Raw genomic sequence first — 17,956 nt, forward strand, 5'->3', positions numbered from 1 at the left:
TCAGGGGGCCCCCACTGGATGGAGTCCTGCGAACTCGAGTCCGGCCGTCTCCTCGAGTCCGAGTGCGATGTTGGCCGCGTGGACGGCCTGTCCCGCGGAGCCTTTCATCATGTTGTCGATGGCCGAAAAGACGACGATCCGTTTGTTCGAGGGGTCGAGTTCGAAGCCGACCTCGGCGAGGTTCGTCCCGGCGACCGATTTGGGTTCGGGGTAGCGATAGACGCCGGAGCCGCCGGCGGCCATCCGGACGAACGGCTCGTCCTCGTAACAGCCGCGATAGGCTTGCCAGAGGTCGCCTTTCGAGACTGGTCCAGTCGGGAAGACGTGGCTCGTCGCGCTCGCGCCGCGGATCATGTCCACGGCGTGGCAGGTAAAGGAGACGCTCGTGCCGAGGAACTGCTCGATCTCGGCCTCGTGGCGGTGTCCCGTCGGTGCGTACGGACGGATGACACCCGAGCGTTCGGGGTGACTCGAGGCCTCGCCGCCGCCTGCGCCACCTTCCGAGGAGCCGACTTTCACGTCGACGACGACCTGTTCTCCCCCCTCCAAAATGCCGTGCTCGAACAGCGGATAGAGGCCCAAAATCGTCGCCGTGGCGTTACAGCCGCCGCCGGCGATCAGTTCTGCGCCCGCGAGGTTCTCGCGGTTGATCTCAGGTAAGGCGTACTCCGCTTTCTCTAAGTATTCCGGCGCGTCGTGGCCGTCGTACCACTCGTCGTACTGCGCTTCCGTCTCGAGGCGGAAGTCGGCCGAGAGGTCGACGACGGTGTCGGCGATCTCGAAGAACTCGTCGATCTGTCCCATGGAGACGCCGTGGGGCGTCGCGGCGAACAGGACGTCGACGGACTCGAGATCGTCTGGTTCCGTAAAGCGAAGGTCCGCCCCGCGCAGCGGCGGGTGGACCGAGCCAACGCTCTTGCCCGCTTTCGATCGGCTGGTGACTTCGGCGATTTCGATGGTCGGGTGCCCCGCGAGCAGGCGAAGCAGTTCGCCGCCCGTAAAGCCCGACCCACCGATGATGCTCGCGGTGACCGTCTCGGCTGCCTCGGCGTCGGTCTCGGCTTCGATCGCCATCAGACGCTCACCTCGAGTTCGTCAGCCTCGGCGGCCGCTTTCTCCTCGAGCCAGTCGACGACGGTGCCGGCGATATCGGTCTCGACGGCGCCATCGAGCGCTTTGAACTCGACGGTGTGGTTGACTTCGTGGACGGTGTATCGCTGGCCAGACTCCGTCTGGCTACCCTCCGAGGGTTCCTCGGAGACCTCTTCAGTCTCCATCAGATCGATCCCGAGCAGACCGCCGCCGACGGCGTCACTCGCCTTCTGGACGAGTTCTCGAGCCTCGTCGTCGACCTCGAAGACGTCCGTCTCCGCACCTTTCGCAGCGTTGGTGATCCAGTGATCCGAGGAGCGAACCATCGCGGCGATGGGCTCGCCGTCGGTCGCGACGACGCGGATGTCCCGACCCGGTTTCTCGACGAACTCCTGGACGTAGAACACCTTGTGCTCGTAGTGGCCGAGCGTCGCCTTGTGCTCGAGGATGGCCTCGGCGGCGTCGGGCGAGTCGATTTTGGCCATCAATCGGCCCCAGGACCCGACGACGGGTTTGAGGACGCAGGGGTAGCCAAACTCCTCGATAGCCTCCATCGCGCTCTCTTTGGTGAACGCGACTTTCGTCTCCGGCGTCGGAACGCCGGCTTGCTCGAGTGCGAGGCTGTTCTTCACCTTGTCCGCGCAGATGTCCGCCGTCTCGTGGCTGTTGACGACGGGAATGTCGTAGGCCTCGAAGAACTGCGTGGCGTAGAGGCTCCGGCTCGTGGCGAGACAGCGATCGACGACGATGTCGAGGTCAGCGAACGAGTCGGGTGCCTCGCTGATGTCGAAGTCGTGTTTGCGGACGTCGATCTTTTCGATCTCGTGATCGCGCTCGCGAAGCTCGTTGAGCAGGAGCTTCTCGTCTTTTCGAATACGGGAGTAGAGTATTCCTACCTTCATGCGAACCACCCGTGATCAGGGCGTGCAGGGAGTACTGTGGTTGTGGCCGTCTGCAAGGTCACTCACCCCAGTCCTCTTCGAGCTCGGGGGCTCGCTCGAGGACTGGCGGCTCGGTGTCGACGACTTCCAGTTCGGCTCCGCACGTGGTACAGTCAACGATCTCTCCAACTTCCAGATCGTCGTGCAGGGACACTTCTGCCCCACACTCGACGCATTCGGTCATTGTACCTGCAACTGAGAGCCCAGGTCCCTTAAAGCCTTCGAACTTAACAGCAAAGTTATACTATCTGTACCGGTCGCTACCGGGCCGAGAAAAGCGCCTCACCGCGAATTCAATTTGACATATCATGTAGTAGGTAGCTTGTCCCCGGGCGGGGACGGCCGCGGTAACTCCGACAAGAACGACCGGCTACTCCCCTCAGACATAGCCGCTCACCTCGTCGCGAAGGTCGGTGTGTGCCTCCTCGAGTGCGTCACTCGTCTCCTCGAGTGTCACTTCCGCAGCCTCGAGCGCCTCTCGGGCTGACTCGAGTTGAGCCGCCACGGAAGCGGGAGCAGGCCCACCCTGTGAGTCGCGACTCGCGACGCTTTCGGCCGGATCGAGGGCGGCTTCGACGGCTGCGGGGTCGACGACCGACTCGAGTGGCTCACCGAGGACGTCCTCGGCGGCGGTCTCGAGGGCGTCGTAGTCGGCCCCGTTTTCGGCGGCGATGGCGACCAGTTCGTGCGCCGTCCGGAACGGCAGTCCGTTCGCCGCGAGCACGTCGGCGACGCCGGTCGCCGTCGAGAAGCCCTCGCCGGCTTCGGCGGCCAGCGTCTCCTCGTTCCACTCGGCCGTTGCAACCGCCCCCGCGGCGACCTCGCCGGCGTCCGTCACGGCGTCGACGGTCTCCCAAGCGTGGGTCGTCGCCCGCTGAAGGTCGCGGTTGTACGCGCGGGGAAGTCCCTTGAGCGTCGTTGTCAACCCCTGGACCGACCCCGCCGCGTCTCCCGCGACCGCACGAACCAACTCGAGCGTGTCCGGGTTCTTCTTCTGGGGCATGATCGACGACGTCGAGGAGTAGTCGTCCGATAGCTCTACGAAGCCGCGATTCGCGAAGACGATCACGTCTTCCGCGAGTCCTGACAGCGTCGTCGCGTGCGTCGACAGCGCCTGCGTCGTCTCGAGCAAGAAATCTCGACTCGAGGAGGCGTCCATCGAATTTTCGACGACCCCCGCGAATCCGAGCAGTTCGGCGGTACGCTCGCGGTCGATGTCGAACGTGGTTCCCGCGAACGCGGCCCCGCCGAGGGGCGACTCGTTGATTCTGCCGTAGGCCTCGAGCAGGCGCGCCGTGTCGCGACGGACCGCACCCTCGTAGGAGAGCGCCCAGTGTGCGACGGTGATCGGCTGGGCGGGCTGAAGGTGCGTGTAACCGGGCATGATCGTCTCCGCGTTCGCCTCGGCGACCTCGACCAGCGCCTCGCGCAGGGCAAGCGTCGTCTCGATGGCGTCGAGAACGTCCTCGCGCAGGCGGTAGCGAATGCACGCGGCGACCTCGTCGTTTCTCGAGCGCGCGGTGTGCATCTTTCCGCCGTCGTCACCGATGCGTTCGATCACGGCCGTCTCGATGGCTTCGTGTACGTCCTCGCCGTCGGGAAGCGAGTCGTGGCCGTCGACTTCGATCGCATCCAGCGCCGTGAGGATTTCGCCGGCGACGTCGTCGTCGACGATTCCTTGTTCGGCGAGCATGACGACGTGGGCGCGATCGACCGCGAGATCGGCCTCGAAGATCCGTTCATCCGCTGCGAGCGAGGAGAGGAACCCTCGAGCGGGGCCGCCGCTGAAGCGGTCTCGTCGGACGACCGACTCGTCTTCCTCGGCTCCGTCGGGAGTGCTCTCCTCTGGCATGGTTATTCGTCCTCGTCGGTTCCGCTCCCGTCTGTCGCGAGTTCGACTTCCTCGTCCGCGTCGTCGTCGATCACCGAGTTCGCGAGACGGCGCTGGAAGCCGTGGTACTTCGCGACGCCCGTGGCGTCTTCCTGGTCGATCTTGCCGACCGTCTCCGTGTCGAAGGAGGCGTGTTCAGCCGAGTACGCCGCGTACTCACTGTCGCGTCCAACCGCACGAGCCTGACCGCCCTCGAAGCGAATCGTGACGGTCCCGGTCACGCGCTGTTGGGTCTCGTCGATGAAGCCCTCGAGTGCGCTCACGAGGGGTGCGTCGACCAGTCCTTCGTAGCCCTTCTTCGACCAGCGCTGGTCGATGAGCTGTTTGAACTCGCGTTCTTCCTGGGTAAGGACGAGCCCCTCGAGGGCCTCGTGGGCGTTGAGCAGCGTCGTCGCGGCCGGGTGCTCGTAGTTTTCGCGGACCTTCAGTCCGAGCATGCGGTCTTCCATCGAATCGGTACGGCCGACGCCGTAGGCACCGGCGACCTCGTTCAGGTGCTGAACGAGCTCGACCGGCTCGTACTCGACGCCGTCGATGGCGACGGGGTAGCCCTCCTCGAAGGCGATTTCGATCTCTTGGGTCTCGCCGGTAGGGGCCTGCGTCCAGTTGTAGATCTCCTCGCCCGGAACGTAGCTCGGATCCTCGAGTTCGGAGCCCTCGACCGAGCGACTCCAGATGTTGGTGTCGACCGACCACTTGCCGCCGTCGCCGCCCTCGACGGGCAGGTCCTTCTCCTCGGCGTACTCGTTTTCCCACTCGCGCGTGAGTCCGAGTTCGCGGACGGGCGCGATAACCTCGAGGTCGGAGTCGCGCCAGACGGCTTCGAAGCGGAGCTGGTCGTTTCCTTTGCCCGTACAGCCGTGGGCGATACCGGTACAGCCCTGTTCTTCTGCGACCTCGAGAATCGCGTTCGCGATTACGGGGCGGGCGAGCGCCGTTCCGAGCGGGTAGCCCTGGTACGTCGCGTTCGCGCGGACGCTGTCGAGACACAGCTGTGCAAATTCGTCTTTCGCGTCGACGACGTAGTGTTCGAGGCCGAGCGCTTCGGCGGTTTCTTCTGCTTCGTCGAATTCGGACGCCGGCTGGCCCACGTCGACCGTGACGCCGATGACGTCGTCGTATCCATATTCTTCCTCGAGCAGCGGGACACAGACAGTCGTGTCCAGTCCGCCCGAGAACGCAAGTGCCACGCGTGTCATATCGTGTTCGAGGGAAACGTCAGGAGGGACTTAAGCACATTGGTTTCCAATCCGAAAAATAGCGCGAGAGATGCTGCTAACCAAGAATTCGGGGTTTCCTGATCGTGTCGAACGGTGAAATGAACCGGTCTCGGGAGGTAAAGTAGTAGTCGGGCTCAACGGCCCGGCCGCCGCCGTCGTGGTCGCCGCGGCGAGACGGTCCCGTCGGTACCGAAAAGGGTGAGCGCGGTACCGACGGTGGGACGCATACCCGAGTCTATGCGAGCGATCGATATTAAAACCTGCTACATGGCGATCTAACACGTTTCCGTGGTGAGAGCGATTGTGATCAGGGTTGTAGTCAGCGGTGTGATCGGCGAGTTCGGACAAACACAGTGATCAGCGAGTTTGGGTCAGCCCGGTCGCCGTACTCGTTTCCCCTCGAGGAGTGGTGAGCGTTCCTCCAAAATAGCGGGCGTGGGTCGGTTACAGCGGTTCGTCTCCGTCTTCGTCGTCCGGGATCGCCAGCACGTTTTCCCGGCCGATGCGGAAGACTTCGATCTCGTCGTCTTCCCGGAGGCTGCCGACGACCTGACTCGTCTTCGCCTCGGTCCACTCGAGTTCGGCGACGACTTCCTGCTGTTTGATCCGTCCACCGCGGTTTTCGAGTAACTGCAGCACGCGTTCTTCGTTGCTGAGGAGTTCGGGCGGTGGGCCGCCGCCGTCGTCCGGAGTGGCCGCCCCACCTGCCGGCGGTGGCGAGACGCTGCCGGTGTCGGTGACGGAACTCGAGTCGTTGCCGTGTCTGAGCCACCAGCCGACCGCACCACCGGTCGCGAGCAAGCCGAGTGCGGCGACGACGGCGAGCCAGCGCGTCGGCAACTCGTCATCGTCGTCCGTTGTCGTGCCCTCCTCGCCGTCATCTTCGATGAAGACGACTCGCGGCTCGTCGTCGCCGAACTCGGTCTCCTCGCCATCCCATTCAACCGAGTCGGTTTCGGAACTGTCCGGTGACGGCTGTGCGTCGTCGAGGACGTAGTCGTCAGGGGCATTGATCTGTAACGACGTATCGTCCACGAGTGTCAGCCCCGAGAGTTCGGAGCCGGCTTCGATCTCGTCGACCATGACGGTCGCAAAGGAATCCCACTCGAAGGTGAACTTGACGTGCCCGATGTGTACCGGTGCCGAATTATCTTCGACCGAGACGTTTTCGTTCGAGATGACCTCTTCTTCGAGGTCGTCACCGTTTCGCGTATCGTTCCAATCGGAAATCTCCGCGTCGGTGTACGATTCCGGGTTGGACTCAATCTCTTCGCGAAGCTCTTCGAACGCCTCCTCGGAGTTGTTCTCGTCCTCGAGGTGATAGCGGTAGTCGACTTCGAACGTCGCCGTCTCGTCTTTCGTGAGGTGGACGTTGATGTGCACCTCGTCGGCGTCCTCGAGTTCCTGACGTTCTTCTGACTCTTGGATCGCTGCGCCAGTGTCTGCAACAGCACCAGCAGACGCGCCCAACACCAACGCAACTGCACCACCGACAACCACGAGCACCCAGAACAGGGCCCAAAGCCCCTTCGCTTCCATTACCATGTCTTGTTGTATCCGTCTAAATAGGTCTTTCCGACCGGCCTAACGATGAACTTTTGAAACGTTCGTCCGTATCGACGATCATGAACGATACCCGCGGCGAACTCGAGGTCGAAACGCTACTCAAAATCGTCCTGGCCTTGGTGGCCGTCTTGCTCGCACTCCAGATTATCGGGACAGTTGTCAGCTGGATCGCAAATCTGCTGACGCCGCTGTTGCTCCTGGCCATCGGATTGGTCATCGTCCTGTGGCTCTACGATAGCATCTAAGTCGGCCGAAGCGTCACACTGATAGGTCGATTTCCCCTACGGAACCTGTCGTGTACAGCGTCAACGTCCCGGTCCCCGGCCGCGTCCGTACGCTCGCCAACGGGCTCTACCCCGATCTCGTCAGCTTCGAGCACGTCCGCGAGGAACATTCGTGTCTCCTCAAACGCCTCGGCGAGGCCGACCACGTCGCCCAACTCCAACACCGAGCGCATCGCGCACTCGAGGGGACTCCCGCCGTCGAAGCGCGGATTACGGGGATCGAGTACTTTGCGGAGCCGCCACTGGGCTCCGCACCCGTCGTCTACTTCGCCGTCGAGAGCCCCGGCCTCGAGTCGATTCATGCCAACCTGGCGGAGACGTTCGACCCCGTCGACGACCTCGAGGGCGACGATTACGTCCCCCACGTCACGCTCGCGCGCGGCGGCGACCTCGAGACGGCGAAGCGACTCGCCGGGCGAGAGATCGAGCCGATCCGGTGGACGGTCAGCGAACTCGAGTTCTGGGACGGAACTGAAAAGCTGTCCGTGAGTCGGGTCACACTCGAGTAACACTTGGGTGTTGTCTTCACGTCCTGTACGACTCCAGTTTGTCACATCCGTGTACGCGTACGACACCATCACAGAGTATCACATCCGTGCAGTTGCTGGATTTTCAAACCCGCTCTTGTGCCGCAATTCGGCCAGCCGGTCCGCTTCTCGGACTGTCCTCGCGGTCGGCCGTTTGTACACGGGTGATGCAAATACTGCTGTTATCTCCGGGAACGACCGTCGTCGCGTTGATCGGATAGCTATCGGCATGTGCCACCTCAGACGGCGAAATTGGTGGACACAGGGCGTCAGTGGCCTGGGAAGATCCGGCCGTTGCACTGTGGGTTAAGGAATCCGGGTGCCTCGGCTCCAGTGTGGTTTCAGTGCTACTCGTCGCAGCGGTCGTCGGGATCGCCCTCGGAGTGTTTCTCCAGAAGGGGCGATTCTGTTTCGTCAACGCCTTCCGGGATTTCTTCGCGTACAAGGACTCCCGGGTCACGAAAGGCGTGCTCGCAGCGACGCTTCTGACGATGGTCTTCTGGGGTATTGCCTACCAGTTCGGGTACTATCAAGAGTTCTGGACACCCGAGTGGGGACTGACCGGCTTCATCGGCGGCTTCATCTTCGGGATCGGCATGACGTACGCCGGTGGCTGTGCGAGCGGGACGCTCTATCGGGCCGGTGAAGGCTACCTGCAGTTCTGGCTCACGCTGTTGTTCATGGGCGTTGGCTACGTCGCCTTTGCACTCGCCTTCCCGACGCTCGATAGCACGTACTTCGAGACGTTCACGTTCGGCGAGGGCGTGAGCCTGTTTACCGTTTCAGAGATTCCCGCGAGCGTTCTCGCTCTCTCGATTGCGATTGGCGGACTGCTCATCTACGTGACTCTCGTTGGTCGCTCAGCGACGACTGCCGATCTCAGCGAACGGTCCGACACGGCCCAGCTCAATCTTACTGCCTTCCTCGCACCGGTCGCGGGGCTTCGGCAGTTCGTCCGCGGGACGGAAACGTACTTCCGCGGACTCGTCGGTGCGTGGCGCGATCCACTCGCCTCGAGTAAGCAGCCGTGGGACCCCCGAACGGCCGCGCTGGGAATCACTGCTGCGGCAGTTCTCTGGTTCACGCAGGCGTCTATCGTGGGTGTAACCGGACCAGAGGCTCGCTGGTCGGGCTATCTCCTCTCGCAGGTCGGTGTCGATGTCGAATCGTACGAGTACTGGGGTTCTGTCCTCTTTCAGGGCGAGGGCGTCGACGTGACCGTCGATATGGTGATGATCGCGTTCGTCATCGTCGGTGCGTTCCTCGCCGCCGCCTGGAGCGGTGACTTTTCGGTTCGCGTGCCAAAGCGCCGCCGTCTCCCGAACGCCGTTTTCGGTGGCCTCCTCATGGGCGCAGGCTCCCGACTTGCACCCGGCTGTAACATCGGTAACATCTACTCCGGAATTGCCAGCCTGTCTGTCCACTCGTTTATCGCCGCACTCGGCATCATCGCCGGTGTTTACGTGATGACTCACTGGATCTACCGAGAAGTCGGCTGCGCACTCTGAATCGTTCGACAACCACTTCCGACATACTAACACAACGTTAACGACAATGCCATCAATTGACGACGTCACTGACACACCGGACGAATTGAGCGACGACCAAGCCGAGGACCTGCTCGAGGACGCGGATCTCGTCCAAGATATGATGGGCGAAGTCTGTCCGTACCCACAGGTTGAGGCCAAGAAGGGACTGCAACAGATCGACTCGGGCGACTTGCTCGTCCAGGAAACCGATCACGTCCCGTGTACCGAAAACGTGCCGCGAGCGGTCGGAGACGATGCGGACGCAACCGTCTGGAGAAGCGGCGATGCAACGTACCGAATCTACCTCCGAAAACGATAATGGTCGACGAATTCACCCCCGAGACGGTTCGTGAACGCATCGAGTGCGAGAGCGAGTTCGATCTCATCGACATCCGCGGTCGCGAGGATTACACTGACGGGCATCTCCCCGGTGCCGAACACGCGACCATCGAGGACCTCGAGGAGACGGTCGTCGATCGGGACTGGGCTGATGACGTGGTCGTCTACTGCTATATCGGCCAGACATCGGTCCAGGCGGCACGACTGATCGAGGAGTACGGAGATGCCGAACAGGTCGCGAGTATGGAAGGGGGTTACGACGCCTGGGAACCGATCCACTCGTCGGCCAACGAGTGAACGATCTGGGATAGTCGCTGCTACGGCGCGGGCGTCTCGCCGTCGTAGGCGTCGTGATCGCCGTAGAAGTTGAGCATCGCGAACTTGAGTTTCTCGGGCGCGATGTCGAGAAGTTCCTCGCGTTCTTCGTGTGGAAAGGTGCCGTTGACGCTGTACTTCCCGAGATCCGACTTTGCTGAGCGCGAGTAGCGGCGATCGAGCAGTGCTCGGACGCCGACGTCTTCCGGCGAGCGGATGACTCGACCCAGTGCCTGCCTTGTCTTGCGAACCGTTGGGATCTCGACGGCGTAGCGCCAGCCCGTTTCGGTCCCCTCGAACGCCGCGTCGTAGGCCTCCTGGACGGCCTCCGCGCGGTCGTCCAGATGCGGGTAGGGAACGCCGACGACGAGCACCGTATTGGCGTCGTCGCCGTCGAAGCTCACGCCCTCCGCGAGGGTCCCCCAGAGCGACGTACACAGGACGGCTCCCTCGTCCGCGACGAACTGTTGTCTCACTTCCTCGACGGAGGTTCCTGGTTCGTCGAGATAGACCGGCCGGTCCGAGCGTCGCTCGAGTCGTTCCGCGTAGCGATTCGCCTCGCCGTAGTTGGGGAAGAACGCGAGCGTGTTGCCGGGGGTCATCCGTGTCGCGTCGTGAATCGTCTCTGCGACCGCCTCCTGAACGTCGGGATCGTCCCGATCGGAGGAGAACAGCGGCGGCGTCTCGACGGCGTACGTTCGTCGTTTGTCCTCGGGGAACTGCAAGCCGTACGCCATCGTCACCGCATCCTCGAGGCCGAGGACGTTCTCGGTGACGTCGAAGGGCTGGAGCGTCGCGCTCATCAGGACGGTCGAGTAGACGTCGTCGAAGAGGCGTCCGGTTACCTGTCGGGGCAGACACGAGTAGAGTTCTGCCTGACCGTAGACTTCGTCCGTTCCGGCGTCTCGAGTCACGGAGACAACCGGGTAGAGCCCCTCCTTCGAACCCTCGTTCATCCACGCGCTGACGAACGCGGCGGCCTGCAGGGTCTGACACTCCGTTCGGGTGGCCGTCTCGCCCTCGCGGTAGGCCTCCTCGTACTCCTCGTCGAGTTCCTGACCGAGTCTCATCGCCGCCTCGAGGTCGTCTTCGATGCCCTGGCCGGCGTAGCGCTGGAGGAACTCGAGGGTCAACTCGTCGCGTCGGCCCTCGTTCGCGACGGGGACGTCCTCCCAGTTCTCGCCGATTCGCTCGCGCTCACCGAAGCCGAAGGAGTCTTCGTACGTTTCGACGAGCGCGCGGTGAAACGCCGTGAGGACGTTCGCGGCGTCGTCCGAACGGGGGTCGTCCGCGTCGGCGAGTTCGTCCAGTGCGGAGTCGATGGTTCGCTCCGAGCAGGTTCGGGTGGCGTGCTCGCGGGCCGCGTCTTCGACGTTGTGAGCCTCGTCGAAGACGGCGATCACGTCCTCGGGGTCGCGACCGAGCCACCGGAAGAACTGCTCGCGAATCGTCGAATCGAGGAGGTGGTGGTAGTTACAGACGACGAGATCGACGCCCTCGATCCCCTCTTTCAGAAGCTCGTACCCACAGAAGTGCTGACTTTCCGCGTACTCGTAGATCTCGTCGGGCGTCCGCACGTCGTCGAAGAGCCACGCGAAGAAGTCGTCCGTGTCTTCGGTCAGATTGTTTCGGTAGTACTCACAGACGTTCTGGTCCTCGAGGTCGTCGAGTCGCTCCTCGAGATCCTCGAGTTCGTCCATGACGGCGCTACGGGCGTCGGCAGCCCCGCCGTCGCCGTCTTGGCTCTCGGCCAAGAGCTCTTGTTGGCGGCGCTCGAGTTGGCGTTTGTCGCGTTCGGTGTCGACGACGCTGCGCGTGTTGTCCCGAAGCGCCTGGCACTCCTCGTAGCCGACGTCGATGTGACACATCGACGACTTCCCTTTGAAGACGATCGCGCGAATATCCTCTTCGCGCGTGATCGCCCGCGCCTCGGCGACGAACTGGCGCATCTGCTGGTGGACGTTCGTCGTGATGACGACCGTCTTGTCCTGCTCGCGAGCCACCTCGAGGGCGGGTGCGAGCGACGAGAGGGTTTTGCCGGTCCCGCAGGCCCCTTCGAAGAGCACGTCCTGTCCGCGAGTGATCGCGTTGTGGATGCGATTCATCGCTTCCCGCTGGTTCTCGTAGGGCTCCTCGTAGGGGAAAAAGCGCATGTACCCGGCTGTCTCGGACACGCTAGTCGAGTTGTTCCCGATACGATAAAAGGATTCGTCTCGGTGTCGGTCTCCGATGTGCGCCCGTTGTTCACACCACTCACGTCCGCGCCGTCGGTCATCATCGGCTGGCGTACGCGCGCTACAGGGCCAAAGGGATCGAGGGCTTCGCCTCGAGTATGGCCATCCCCGGGTACGATTCGAGCAGCGTCGCCGAGTACACACTCGAGCGCGCGGGTGCGACCGTCGCCGTCGTCGCCGGCGTCGTCCCCGACGCGTTCGACCTCGAGAAAAGCGGTCGCGACCCGCCGGTCGACGGACTCGCAGCTCCCGTCGACCTCGTCAACGTCGAGGAACTGAAGGCGGTCGAAGCGATCAGCATCGAACTCGTCTACGATCCCTCCAGACTCCCGCCGGGTGCGAGCCCGACCGACGTGTCGGTCGCCGTCGAGACGGCTGAGGGTTGGACGCCCCTCGAGTCGACCGTCGACCTCGAGTCGACGACGGTGACGGCGACGCTGAACGACCACCCTCCCGGCTCGACGGTGGTCGCGGGATACGACGACAGCGACGACAGCGACGTTCCGTCTGCGTAACGCCCTCGGTGAGCAACACGTCGTTCTGGCGCTGGCTCCCAGCGCGTCGCGACCGATGGCGAAAGGACCGTTAGCGCGGAGTCAGTAGCCACCGGCATGATCGCGATTTTTTCGGATACGCACAGTACCAGCGGGCACGAACTCACGGGCGACGCACTGAACGCGGCCCGCGAAGCAGACGCCGTCGTCCACGCGGGTGATTTCACGAGCGAAGCCGCACTCGAGGCCTTTCAATCGGAGTGTGACCACCTGTTTCCGGTCCACGGAAACGCGGACGACCCGTCCGTCAAAGACCGACTTCCGACGGCTCGCGTCGTCGAGGCGGACGGAATCCGAATCGCCCTTACGCACCGTCGAGAGGGCGGCCAGACGGGACTGGCGATGTTCGGCCGCTCGCGCGACGCCGACGTGGTCGTCTCCGGTCACACGCACCGACCGACGGTGATCGAGACCGACGATGTCTTGCTATTGAACCCCGGCAGTCACGCTGACCCGCGCGGGAATCGACCCGGGTTCGCCGTGCTCGAGCCTCGAGGGACCGACGACGCGGACGATTCCGCGACGCAAATCGAGGGAGAGATTCGAACGCCGGAGGGCACACCACTCGCGTCGATCGACTACTCGAACGAGTGACGAGGACCGTCTTCGGTCGTCGGAACACGTGATCAGTAGTCGAAGCACGTGATCTGGTCGCTTCTCGAAAATAGCCTTCTCGAGGCTCAGTCGGGACGAGAGTCCGTTTTCGATTCGCCCTCGAGATAGATCGTGGCGTCAACGGGGTCCGGCCGAGTTGTGAGGCGGTTCGTAAGGGGCTCTTGGAGGGTGTTTGGAGGGTGTCCGGAAGGTGTTTGGGAGGGTGTTTGGAGGGTGTCCGGAAGGTGTTTGGGAGGGTGTTTGGAGGGTGTCCGGAAGGTGTTTGGGAGGGTGTTTGGAGGGTGTCCGGAAGTGTTTGGAGGGCGTCCGGAGGGTGGTTGGTGTGAAGGTGGTGGATTGGTGCGATAGCGGGAACCTCGAGACTGCGATATCCCATACCCGGCGTGACCCGCTGGAATCGGCGTAGCTGACGTGCTGAGGCATCCATGGAGGGGGACTCCAACGGGTTGATGGCCCCGACCGGCGGGGTGGAATCACCGGATCGGGACAGATCGCACTTCGCTGGCGATCCCGATATAGGCGGCGTAAGGTGAAAACGTCGTTTTAGCTACGGTACGTCCGACGAACAGGATACTCCGTCGACACGAGTCAACCGTCTTCCGATTACGAGTTATAGTTCCGGACACCGCCGCTTCGGTCGAAACGGTTTTGCATACTGACACGGTATCGATCGATTATGCTGGGTTTCCTCCCCGACGACCCCGTTATCCTCGCGATCGTAGTGATCTTGCTGTCGCTCGTGTTCTTCTCGTATCTCCTCTTGCGAAAGACGATCCTCGAGTTCCGCGAAGGAATGCAGTAGACGACTGTCTTCTCCTCTTCCAATCGGTTTAAATCGCTGTTCAGAGTCCGTTCTACGCCGTATTGAGGGCCGATTCGACTCCCTCGAGCGCCCGCTCGATATCGCCGTCGGACAGGTCCCGGTGCGTACAGAACCGTACCGTCGTCGGGCCGAACGGCGAGGCTCCCACGCCGTGGTCGCGACAGCGCTCGAGGAGCGCATCCGGCTCGAGGCCGGTCTCGGCCACGTCGACGAGCACGATGTTGGTCTCCGGTTCCTGCACGTCGAAGCCGTCGAACTCGGCCAGCCCCGCGGCTAACACGCGCGCGTGATCGTGATCGTTCTCGAGGTCGGCTCTGTTCTCGAGCGCTTCCAAGCCGGGCGCGGCGATGATCCCGGCCTGGCGCATGCCGCCGCCGAGGAGCTTGCGCGTTCGTCGGGCCTGCGCGACGAACTCCTCGCTACCGGCCAGCATCGAGCCGACGGGTGCGCCCAGTCCCTTCGAGAGACAGCACATCACCGAGTCGACGGGGGCGGTGAGTTCGGCGGCGGAAACGTCGAGGGCCGCGGCGGCGTTGAACAGACGCGCGCCGTCGACGTGCACGGGCACGTCGCGTTCGTGGGCCGCGTCGGCCGCCGCTGCGATCCGTTCGGGTTCGATGGCGAGTCCGCCTCGAGCGTTGTGCGTGTTCTCGAGCCAGAGCAGCCCCGTTCCCGGGCGGTGGAGGTCTTCTTCGACGTACTCCTCCGCCACCTGTTCGGGGGTGGGGACGCCGCGGTCGGCCTCGAGCATCCGAACCTGGAGGGCGGCGTGTTGGGCGAGGCCGCCGAGTTCGTACGTGACGACGTGGCTCTCCGTGTCCGCGAGGAGTTCTTGGCCTCGTTCGGTGTGGACACGTGCCGCGATCTGATTGCCCATCGTCCCCGAGGGGACGTAGAGGGCGGCTTCCATCCCGACTAATTCGGCGGCGCGAGCCTCGAGTTCGTTCACCGTCGGGTCCTCTTCGTAGACGTCGTCGCCGACCTCGGCCGCTCGAGCGGCCTCGCGCATCGCCTCATCGGGTTTCGTCACGGTATCGGAGCGAAGATCGATCATGCCTCGAGATCCGAACTCGGTGGTGAAATAGGCGACGACCGTCTTCCACGATTCGACGTCGAGTTCGAGCGACGACTCCTCGGCGTAGAATCGCCGACGGCCGCCGCGAACACATCGAAACACCAACCTTTTCCTGGGGGATCGCCCAGGTTCGAACGTATGGCCGATCGAACCGATCCCGGGGTCCGCCTCGTCTCTGCGCTTCGCCTCGCAGCGGTCGTCTTGCTCGCGGTGGGATTTAGCGGCTGGCTGTTCGACGACGGCGGTGAAGTGTCCCTCGAGTCGCCGTTCACCCTCGCGTTCGGCGCGGGCGTCGCGTGCGCGTTCGCGTCGATCTACCTCGGGATCTTTCTGGCGAATCGGGAGTAATTCTCGCGAGTAGTTTCGATTCGAAAGCGGTATCCCAGCGCCGAGAGACGTGTGTCGCATGGACGCACGCATCCGCGAACACGCCGAAATCATCGCGAATCACTCCGTCGATTTGCAGGAGGGAGACAACGTTATCGTCGACGCACACCCCGTCGCCGAGGACCTGGTCGTCGCGCTCCACGAAGTGATCGGCGACGCCGGCGCGAACCCGCTCACCACGAGCCAGCGAACGGGCGCCCGCCAGCGACGCGCGTTCCTCCGCGCCGGTGACGACGAGTACGAGACGCCGGAACACGAACTCGCCTTGATCCAGAACACCGACGTCTACATCGCGATTCGGGCGGGCGACAACGCGACCCAGACCGCCGACGTCGACCCCGAGACGCAGGCGGCCTACCAGCAGTCCCATCGCCCGATTCTCGAGGAGCGACTCTCGACGCGGTGGTGTCTCACACAGTATCCGGCCCCGGCGAACGCCCAACTCGCCGAGATGAGCACGGAGGGCTACGAGAACTTCGTCTGGGACGCCGTCAACAAGGACTGGGACGAACAGCGCGCCCATCAGGCCAACATGGTCGAGATTATGGACCCCGCCGAAGAGATTCGAATCAAGAGCGGCGAGACGACCGACGTGACGATGTCCATCGACGGCAATCCGACGCTCAACGACCACGGCGAGCACAACCTTCCCGGCGGCGAAGTCTTCACCGCTCCCGTCCCCGACAGCGTCGAGGGCGAGGTGCTGTTCGACATGCCGCTGTACCACCAGGGCCGGGAGATCACGGACGTGTACCTCGAGTTCGATGGCGGCGAAGTCGTCGACCACGCGGCGGCGAAAAACGAGGACGTCCTCACCGAGGTCCTGAACACGGACGACGGTGCCCGCCGACTCGGCGAACTCGGCATCGGCATGAATCGAGATATCGACCAGTTCACCTACAACATGCTCTTCGACGAGAAGATGGGCGATACGGTCCACATGGCCGTCGGCCGCGCCTACGATGACACCGTCGCCGAGGGCAACGAGCAGAACGATTCCGCCGTCCACGTCGACATGATCGTCGACATGAGCGACGACTCGTTCATCGAGGTCGACGGCGAGGTCGTCCAGCGCAACGGGACGTTCCGGTTCGAGGACGGCTTCGAGGACTAATTACCGCGAGCGACCAACGGGAGCGAGCGGTTTTTTCATCGAAGTTTTTGCGTGAGCGGTTGCCGAAGGCGACCCGAACGGAAAAAGTTCGGAATGACTCGTTCATCGAAGTCGACGGCGAGGTCGTCCAGCGCAACGGGACGTTCCGGTTCGAGGACGGCTTCGAGCAGTAGTACTCGAGAGTCATTTCGTTCGTTGTAACGCGTTCTCGTGTCTGTAATCGTCTCGAGGAGCGCGAGTGCCACGTTCGTCGACCGGATTTATGCCGCGCGAGCGAGTATCGACGGGTGATGACAGTCCTCGTCGCGTACGACGGTTCGGAACCGGCACAGAAGGCAGTGAAGCAAGCGTTCGACGAGCATGGAGACGAGGAACTCGTCTTGTTGCGCGTCGTCGAACTCGCCGACGGGTACACGGAGGCGAGCATCAAGGCGGTGCAGGACGTGCTCGGGGATCGACGGGAGTCGGCCGCGGAAGAACTCCGCGCGGATCTCCCGGACCTCGTCGACACCGAGTCGGTCGACTTTCGGACGGAAGTCGCCACCGGCAACCCGGCTCGAGAGATCGTCTCCGCCGCCGAGGAGTACGACGTCGACCAGATCGTAATCGGAAGCCACGGCCGGTCGGGCGTTTCTCGAGTCCTGCTGGGGAGCGTCGCCGAGTCGGTCGTTCGCCGCTCGCCGGTCTCCGTGACCGTCGTTCGATAGGCCCGAGCGCAGGGAGGTCGAGTTCACCGCTCTTCGTCCTCGCTCTCGCTCTCGTCCTCGGAGTACTCGAGTTCGACGCTCTCGTCGGAGAGGACGACCCATCAGAGCCACCACCCGAGCAGGTACAGGAGAATCGCGACGCCGGCGAACGCCACCATCGGCTCGTACGGCGGTGTCGTCATCGTCGCGAGCGGTTACGCCTTCTCCAAGACGATCACGACGTCGCCTCGCTGCCCGTCTCGTTGGTACTCACACCGGTACGTTTCCATCTCGGCAGTCGCTCGGAACGCGAGCGACTCGGTCTCTCCGACCGTCTCGTTTCCGTCGCTCGAGTAGTCCGAGACGACTTCCTCGTCGGCGTCCCAGAAGGCGATGTTGTGGTGGACGCCGTCCATGTTCTCCCAGACGAGTTCGTACTCACTCCCCTCGCGGAGCACGAGCGTCGGATTCTCGACGCGGTCGATAGCCGTCGGCTCGACGCCGACCCAGCCTCCGACGTAGCCGTCGAATCGGATCGTTTCGACGCCCGCCCAGGCCTCGGGGTCGGTCTCGCCCTCGAGTTCTTCGGCTGCGTCGACGACCGGCTCCGGGTCGTCGTCGGCGTCGTCTTCACCCAGACAGCCAGCGACGGACGCAGTCGTACATAGCCCCGCGAGCCCTCCGAGTACCGCTCGTCGGCCCGTGTGCTGCGGTGTCACTACCGAACGTACACCAGCGAACGGGATAAGTCGCCGTTCACGCGC

General features: G+C 63.3%; 20 protein-coding genes. 11 read left to right on the forward strand and 9 right to left on the reverse strand.

Annotated elements, in window-relative coordinates:
* The 6 genes from argC to BB347_RS12570 form a co-directional block, all read right to left on the reverse strand.
* Nucleotides 1-1,074 carry an N-acetyl-gamma-glutamyl-phosphate reductase gene (gene argC / locus BB347_RS12545; protein WP_076583785.1) on the reverse strand — a complete coding sequence of 358 codons (1,074 nt, stop codon included), beginning with the start codon at nt 1,072-1,074 and terminating at the stop codon, nt 1-3.
* Nucleotides 1,074-1,994, reverse strand: a complete 921-nt coding sequence (lysX, locus tag BB347_RS12550; protein WP_076583787.1) for a lysine biosynthesis protein LysX — start codon at nt 1,992-1,994, stop codon at nt 1,074-1,076. Before lysX ends, argC begins: the two co-directional genes overlap by 1 nt.
* Nucleotides 1,995-2,052: 58 nt before the next feature.
* Entirely contained in the window at nt 2,053-2,217 is a 165-nt protein-coding gene (gene lysW / locus BB347_RS12555) for a lysine biosynthesis protein LysW (protein ID WP_005554620.1), read from the reverse strand.
* Nucleotides 2,218-2,412: 195 nt separating this feature from the next.
* Nucleotides 2,413-3,885: an argininosuccinate lyase gene (gene argH, locus BB347_RS12560; protein WP_076583789.1), complete on the reverse strand. Its 1,473-nt coding sequence runs from the start codon at nt 3,883-3,885 to the stop codon at nt 2,413-2,415.
* A gap of 2 nt (nt 3,886-3,887) precedes the next feature.
* The gene (locus BB347_RS12565) at nt 3,888-5,123 is read right to left on the reverse strand and encodes an argininosuccinate synthase (RefSeq protein WP_076583790.1); all 1,236 of its coding nucleotides are present in this window, start codon (nt 5,121-5,123) and stop codon (nt 3,888-3,890) included.
* A gap of 465 nt (nt 5,124-5,588) precedes the next feature.
* Nucleotides 5,589-6,683, reverse strand: a complete 1,095-nt coding sequence (locus BB347_RS12570) for a helix-turn-helix transcriptional regulator (RefSeq protein ID WP_076583792.1) — start codon at nt 6,681-6,683, stop codon at nt 5,589-5,591.
* An 86-nt stretch (nt 6,684-6,769) separates the two neighbouring features.
* On the opposite strand from BB347_RS12570, the gene BB347_RS12575 reads away from it, so the two are divergent.
* From BB347_RS12575 to BB347_RS12595, 5 genes are all read left to right on the forward strand, one after another.
* Nucleotides 6,770-6,955 carry a DUF7554 family protein gene (locus BB347_RS12575; RefSeq protein ID WP_076583793.1) on the forward strand — a complete coding sequence of 62 codons (186 nt, stop codon included), beginning with the start codon at nt 6,770-6,772 and terminating at the stop codon, nt 6,953-6,955.
* 50 nt (nt 6,956-7,005) lie between these two features.
* On the forward strand, nt 7,006-7,503 hold the full coding sequence (locus BB347_RS12580; RefSeq protein ID WP_076583795.1) for a 2'-5' RNA ligase family protein: 498 nt from the start codon (nt 7,006-7,008) through the stop codon (nt 7,501-7,503).
* A gap of 353 nt (nt 7,504-7,856) precedes the next feature.
* Nucleotides 7,857-9,029 (forward strand): YeeE/YedE family protein, encoded by a 1,173-nt coding sequence (locus BB347_RS12585; protein WP_076583796.1) that lies wholly within the window; start codon nt 7,857-7,859, stop codon nt 9,027-9,029.
* Nucleotides 9,030-9,075: 46 nt separating this feature from the next.
* Nucleotides 9,076-9,369 (forward strand): sulfurtransferase TusA family protein, encoded by a 294-nt coding sequence (locus BB347_RS12590; RefSeq protein WP_076583798.1) that lies wholly within the window; start codon nt 9,076-9,078, stop codon nt 9,367-9,369.
* A complete protein-coding gene (locus BB347_RS12595) occupies nt 9,369-9,686 on the forward strand; it encodes a rhodanese-like domain-containing protein (protein ID WP_076583799.1) in 318 nt (105 codons plus the stop codon). Before BB347_RS12590 ends, BB347_RS12595 begins: the two co-directional genes overlap by 1 nt.
* Nucleotides 9,687-9,706: 20 nt before the next feature.
* Here BB347_RS12595 and BB347_RS12600 read toward each other — a convergent pair whose 3' ends face one another.
* Nucleotides 9,707-11,878, reverse strand: coding sequence for an ATP-dependent DNA helicase (locus BB347_RS12600; protein ID WP_076583801.1), 2,172 nt, complete (start codon nt 11,876-11,878; stop codon nt 9,707-9,709).
* 158 nt (nt 11,879-12,036) lie between these two features.
* Here BB347_RS12600 and BB347_RS12605 point away from each other — a divergent pair, with 158 nt between their 5' ends.
* The 3 genes from BB347_RS12605 (at nt 12,037) to BB347_RS19815 (ending at nt 13,909) form a co-directional block, all read left to right on the forward strand.
* A complete protein-coding gene (locus BB347_RS12605) occupies nt 12,037-12,453 on the forward strand; it encodes a hypothetical protein (protein WP_076583803.1) in 417 nt (138 codons plus the stop codon).
* 96 nt (nt 12,454-12,549) lie between these two features.
* The gene (locus BB347_RS12610) at nt 12,550-13,086 is read left to right on the forward strand and encodes a metallophosphoesterase (protein WP_076583804.1); all 537 of its coding nucleotides are present in this window, start codon (nt 12,550-12,552) and stop codon (nt 13,084-13,086) included.
* Between the two features lie 697 nt (nt 13,087-13,783).
* Nucleotides 13,784-13,909 (forward strand): DUF7859 family protein, encoded by a 126-nt coding sequence (locus tag BB347_RS19815; RefSeq protein WP_257787611.1) that lies wholly within the window; start codon nt 13,784-13,786, stop codon nt 13,907-13,909.
* 52 nt (nt 13,910-13,961) lie between these two features.
* Here BB347_RS19815 and BB347_RS12615 read toward each other — a convergent pair whose 3' ends face one another.
* Nucleotides 13,962-14,984, reverse strand: a complete 1,023-nt coding sequence (locus BB347_RS12615; protein WP_076583894.1) for a threonine aldolase family protein — start codon at nt 14,982-14,984, stop codon at nt 13,962-13,964.
* 159 nt (nt 14,985-15,143) lie between these two features.
* Between BB347_RS12615 and BB347_RS12620 the strand changes: the two genes are divergently transcribed.
* The 3 genes from BB347_RS12620 (at nt 15,144) to BB347_RS12635 (ending at nt 17,213) form a co-directional block, all read left to right on the forward strand.
* The gene (locus tag BB347_RS12620; RefSeq protein WP_076583806.1) at nt 15,144-15,353 is read left to right on the forward strand and encodes a hypothetical protein; all 210 of its coding nucleotides are present in this window, start codon (nt 15,144-15,146) and stop codon (nt 15,351-15,353) included.
* A gap of 58 nt (nt 15,354-15,411) precedes the next feature.
* Nucleotides 15,412-16,506: an aminopeptidase gene (locus tag BB347_RS12625; RefSeq protein WP_076583807.1), complete on the forward strand. Its 1,095-nt coding sequence runs from the start codon at nt 15,412-15,414 to the stop codon at nt 16,504-16,506.
* Between the two features lie 290 nt (nt 16,507-16,796).
* Nucleotides 16,797-17,213 carry a universal stress protein gene (locus BB347_RS12635; RefSeq protein ID WP_076583810.1) on the forward strand — a complete coding sequence of 139 codons (417 nt, stop codon included), beginning with the start codon at nt 16,797-16,799 and terminating at the stop codon, nt 17,211-17,213.
* Between the two features lie 194 nt (nt 17,214-17,407).
* On the opposite strand, the gene BB347_RS12640 is transcribed toward BB347_RS12635, so the two are convergent.
* The gene (locus tag BB347_RS12640) at nt 17,408-17,911 is read right to left on the reverse strand and encodes a hypothetical protein (RefSeq protein ID WP_076583812.1); all 504 of its coding nucleotides are present in this window, start codon (nt 17,909-17,911) and stop codon (nt 17,408-17,410) included.
* Nucleotides 17,912-17,956: the final 45 nt, after the last annotated feature.

This window comes from Natronorubrum daqingense (assembly GCF_001971705.1).
GTDB classification, from domain to species: domain Archaea; phylum Halobacteriota; class Halobacteria; order Halobacteriales; family Natrialbaceae; genus Natronorubrum; species Natronorubrum daqingense.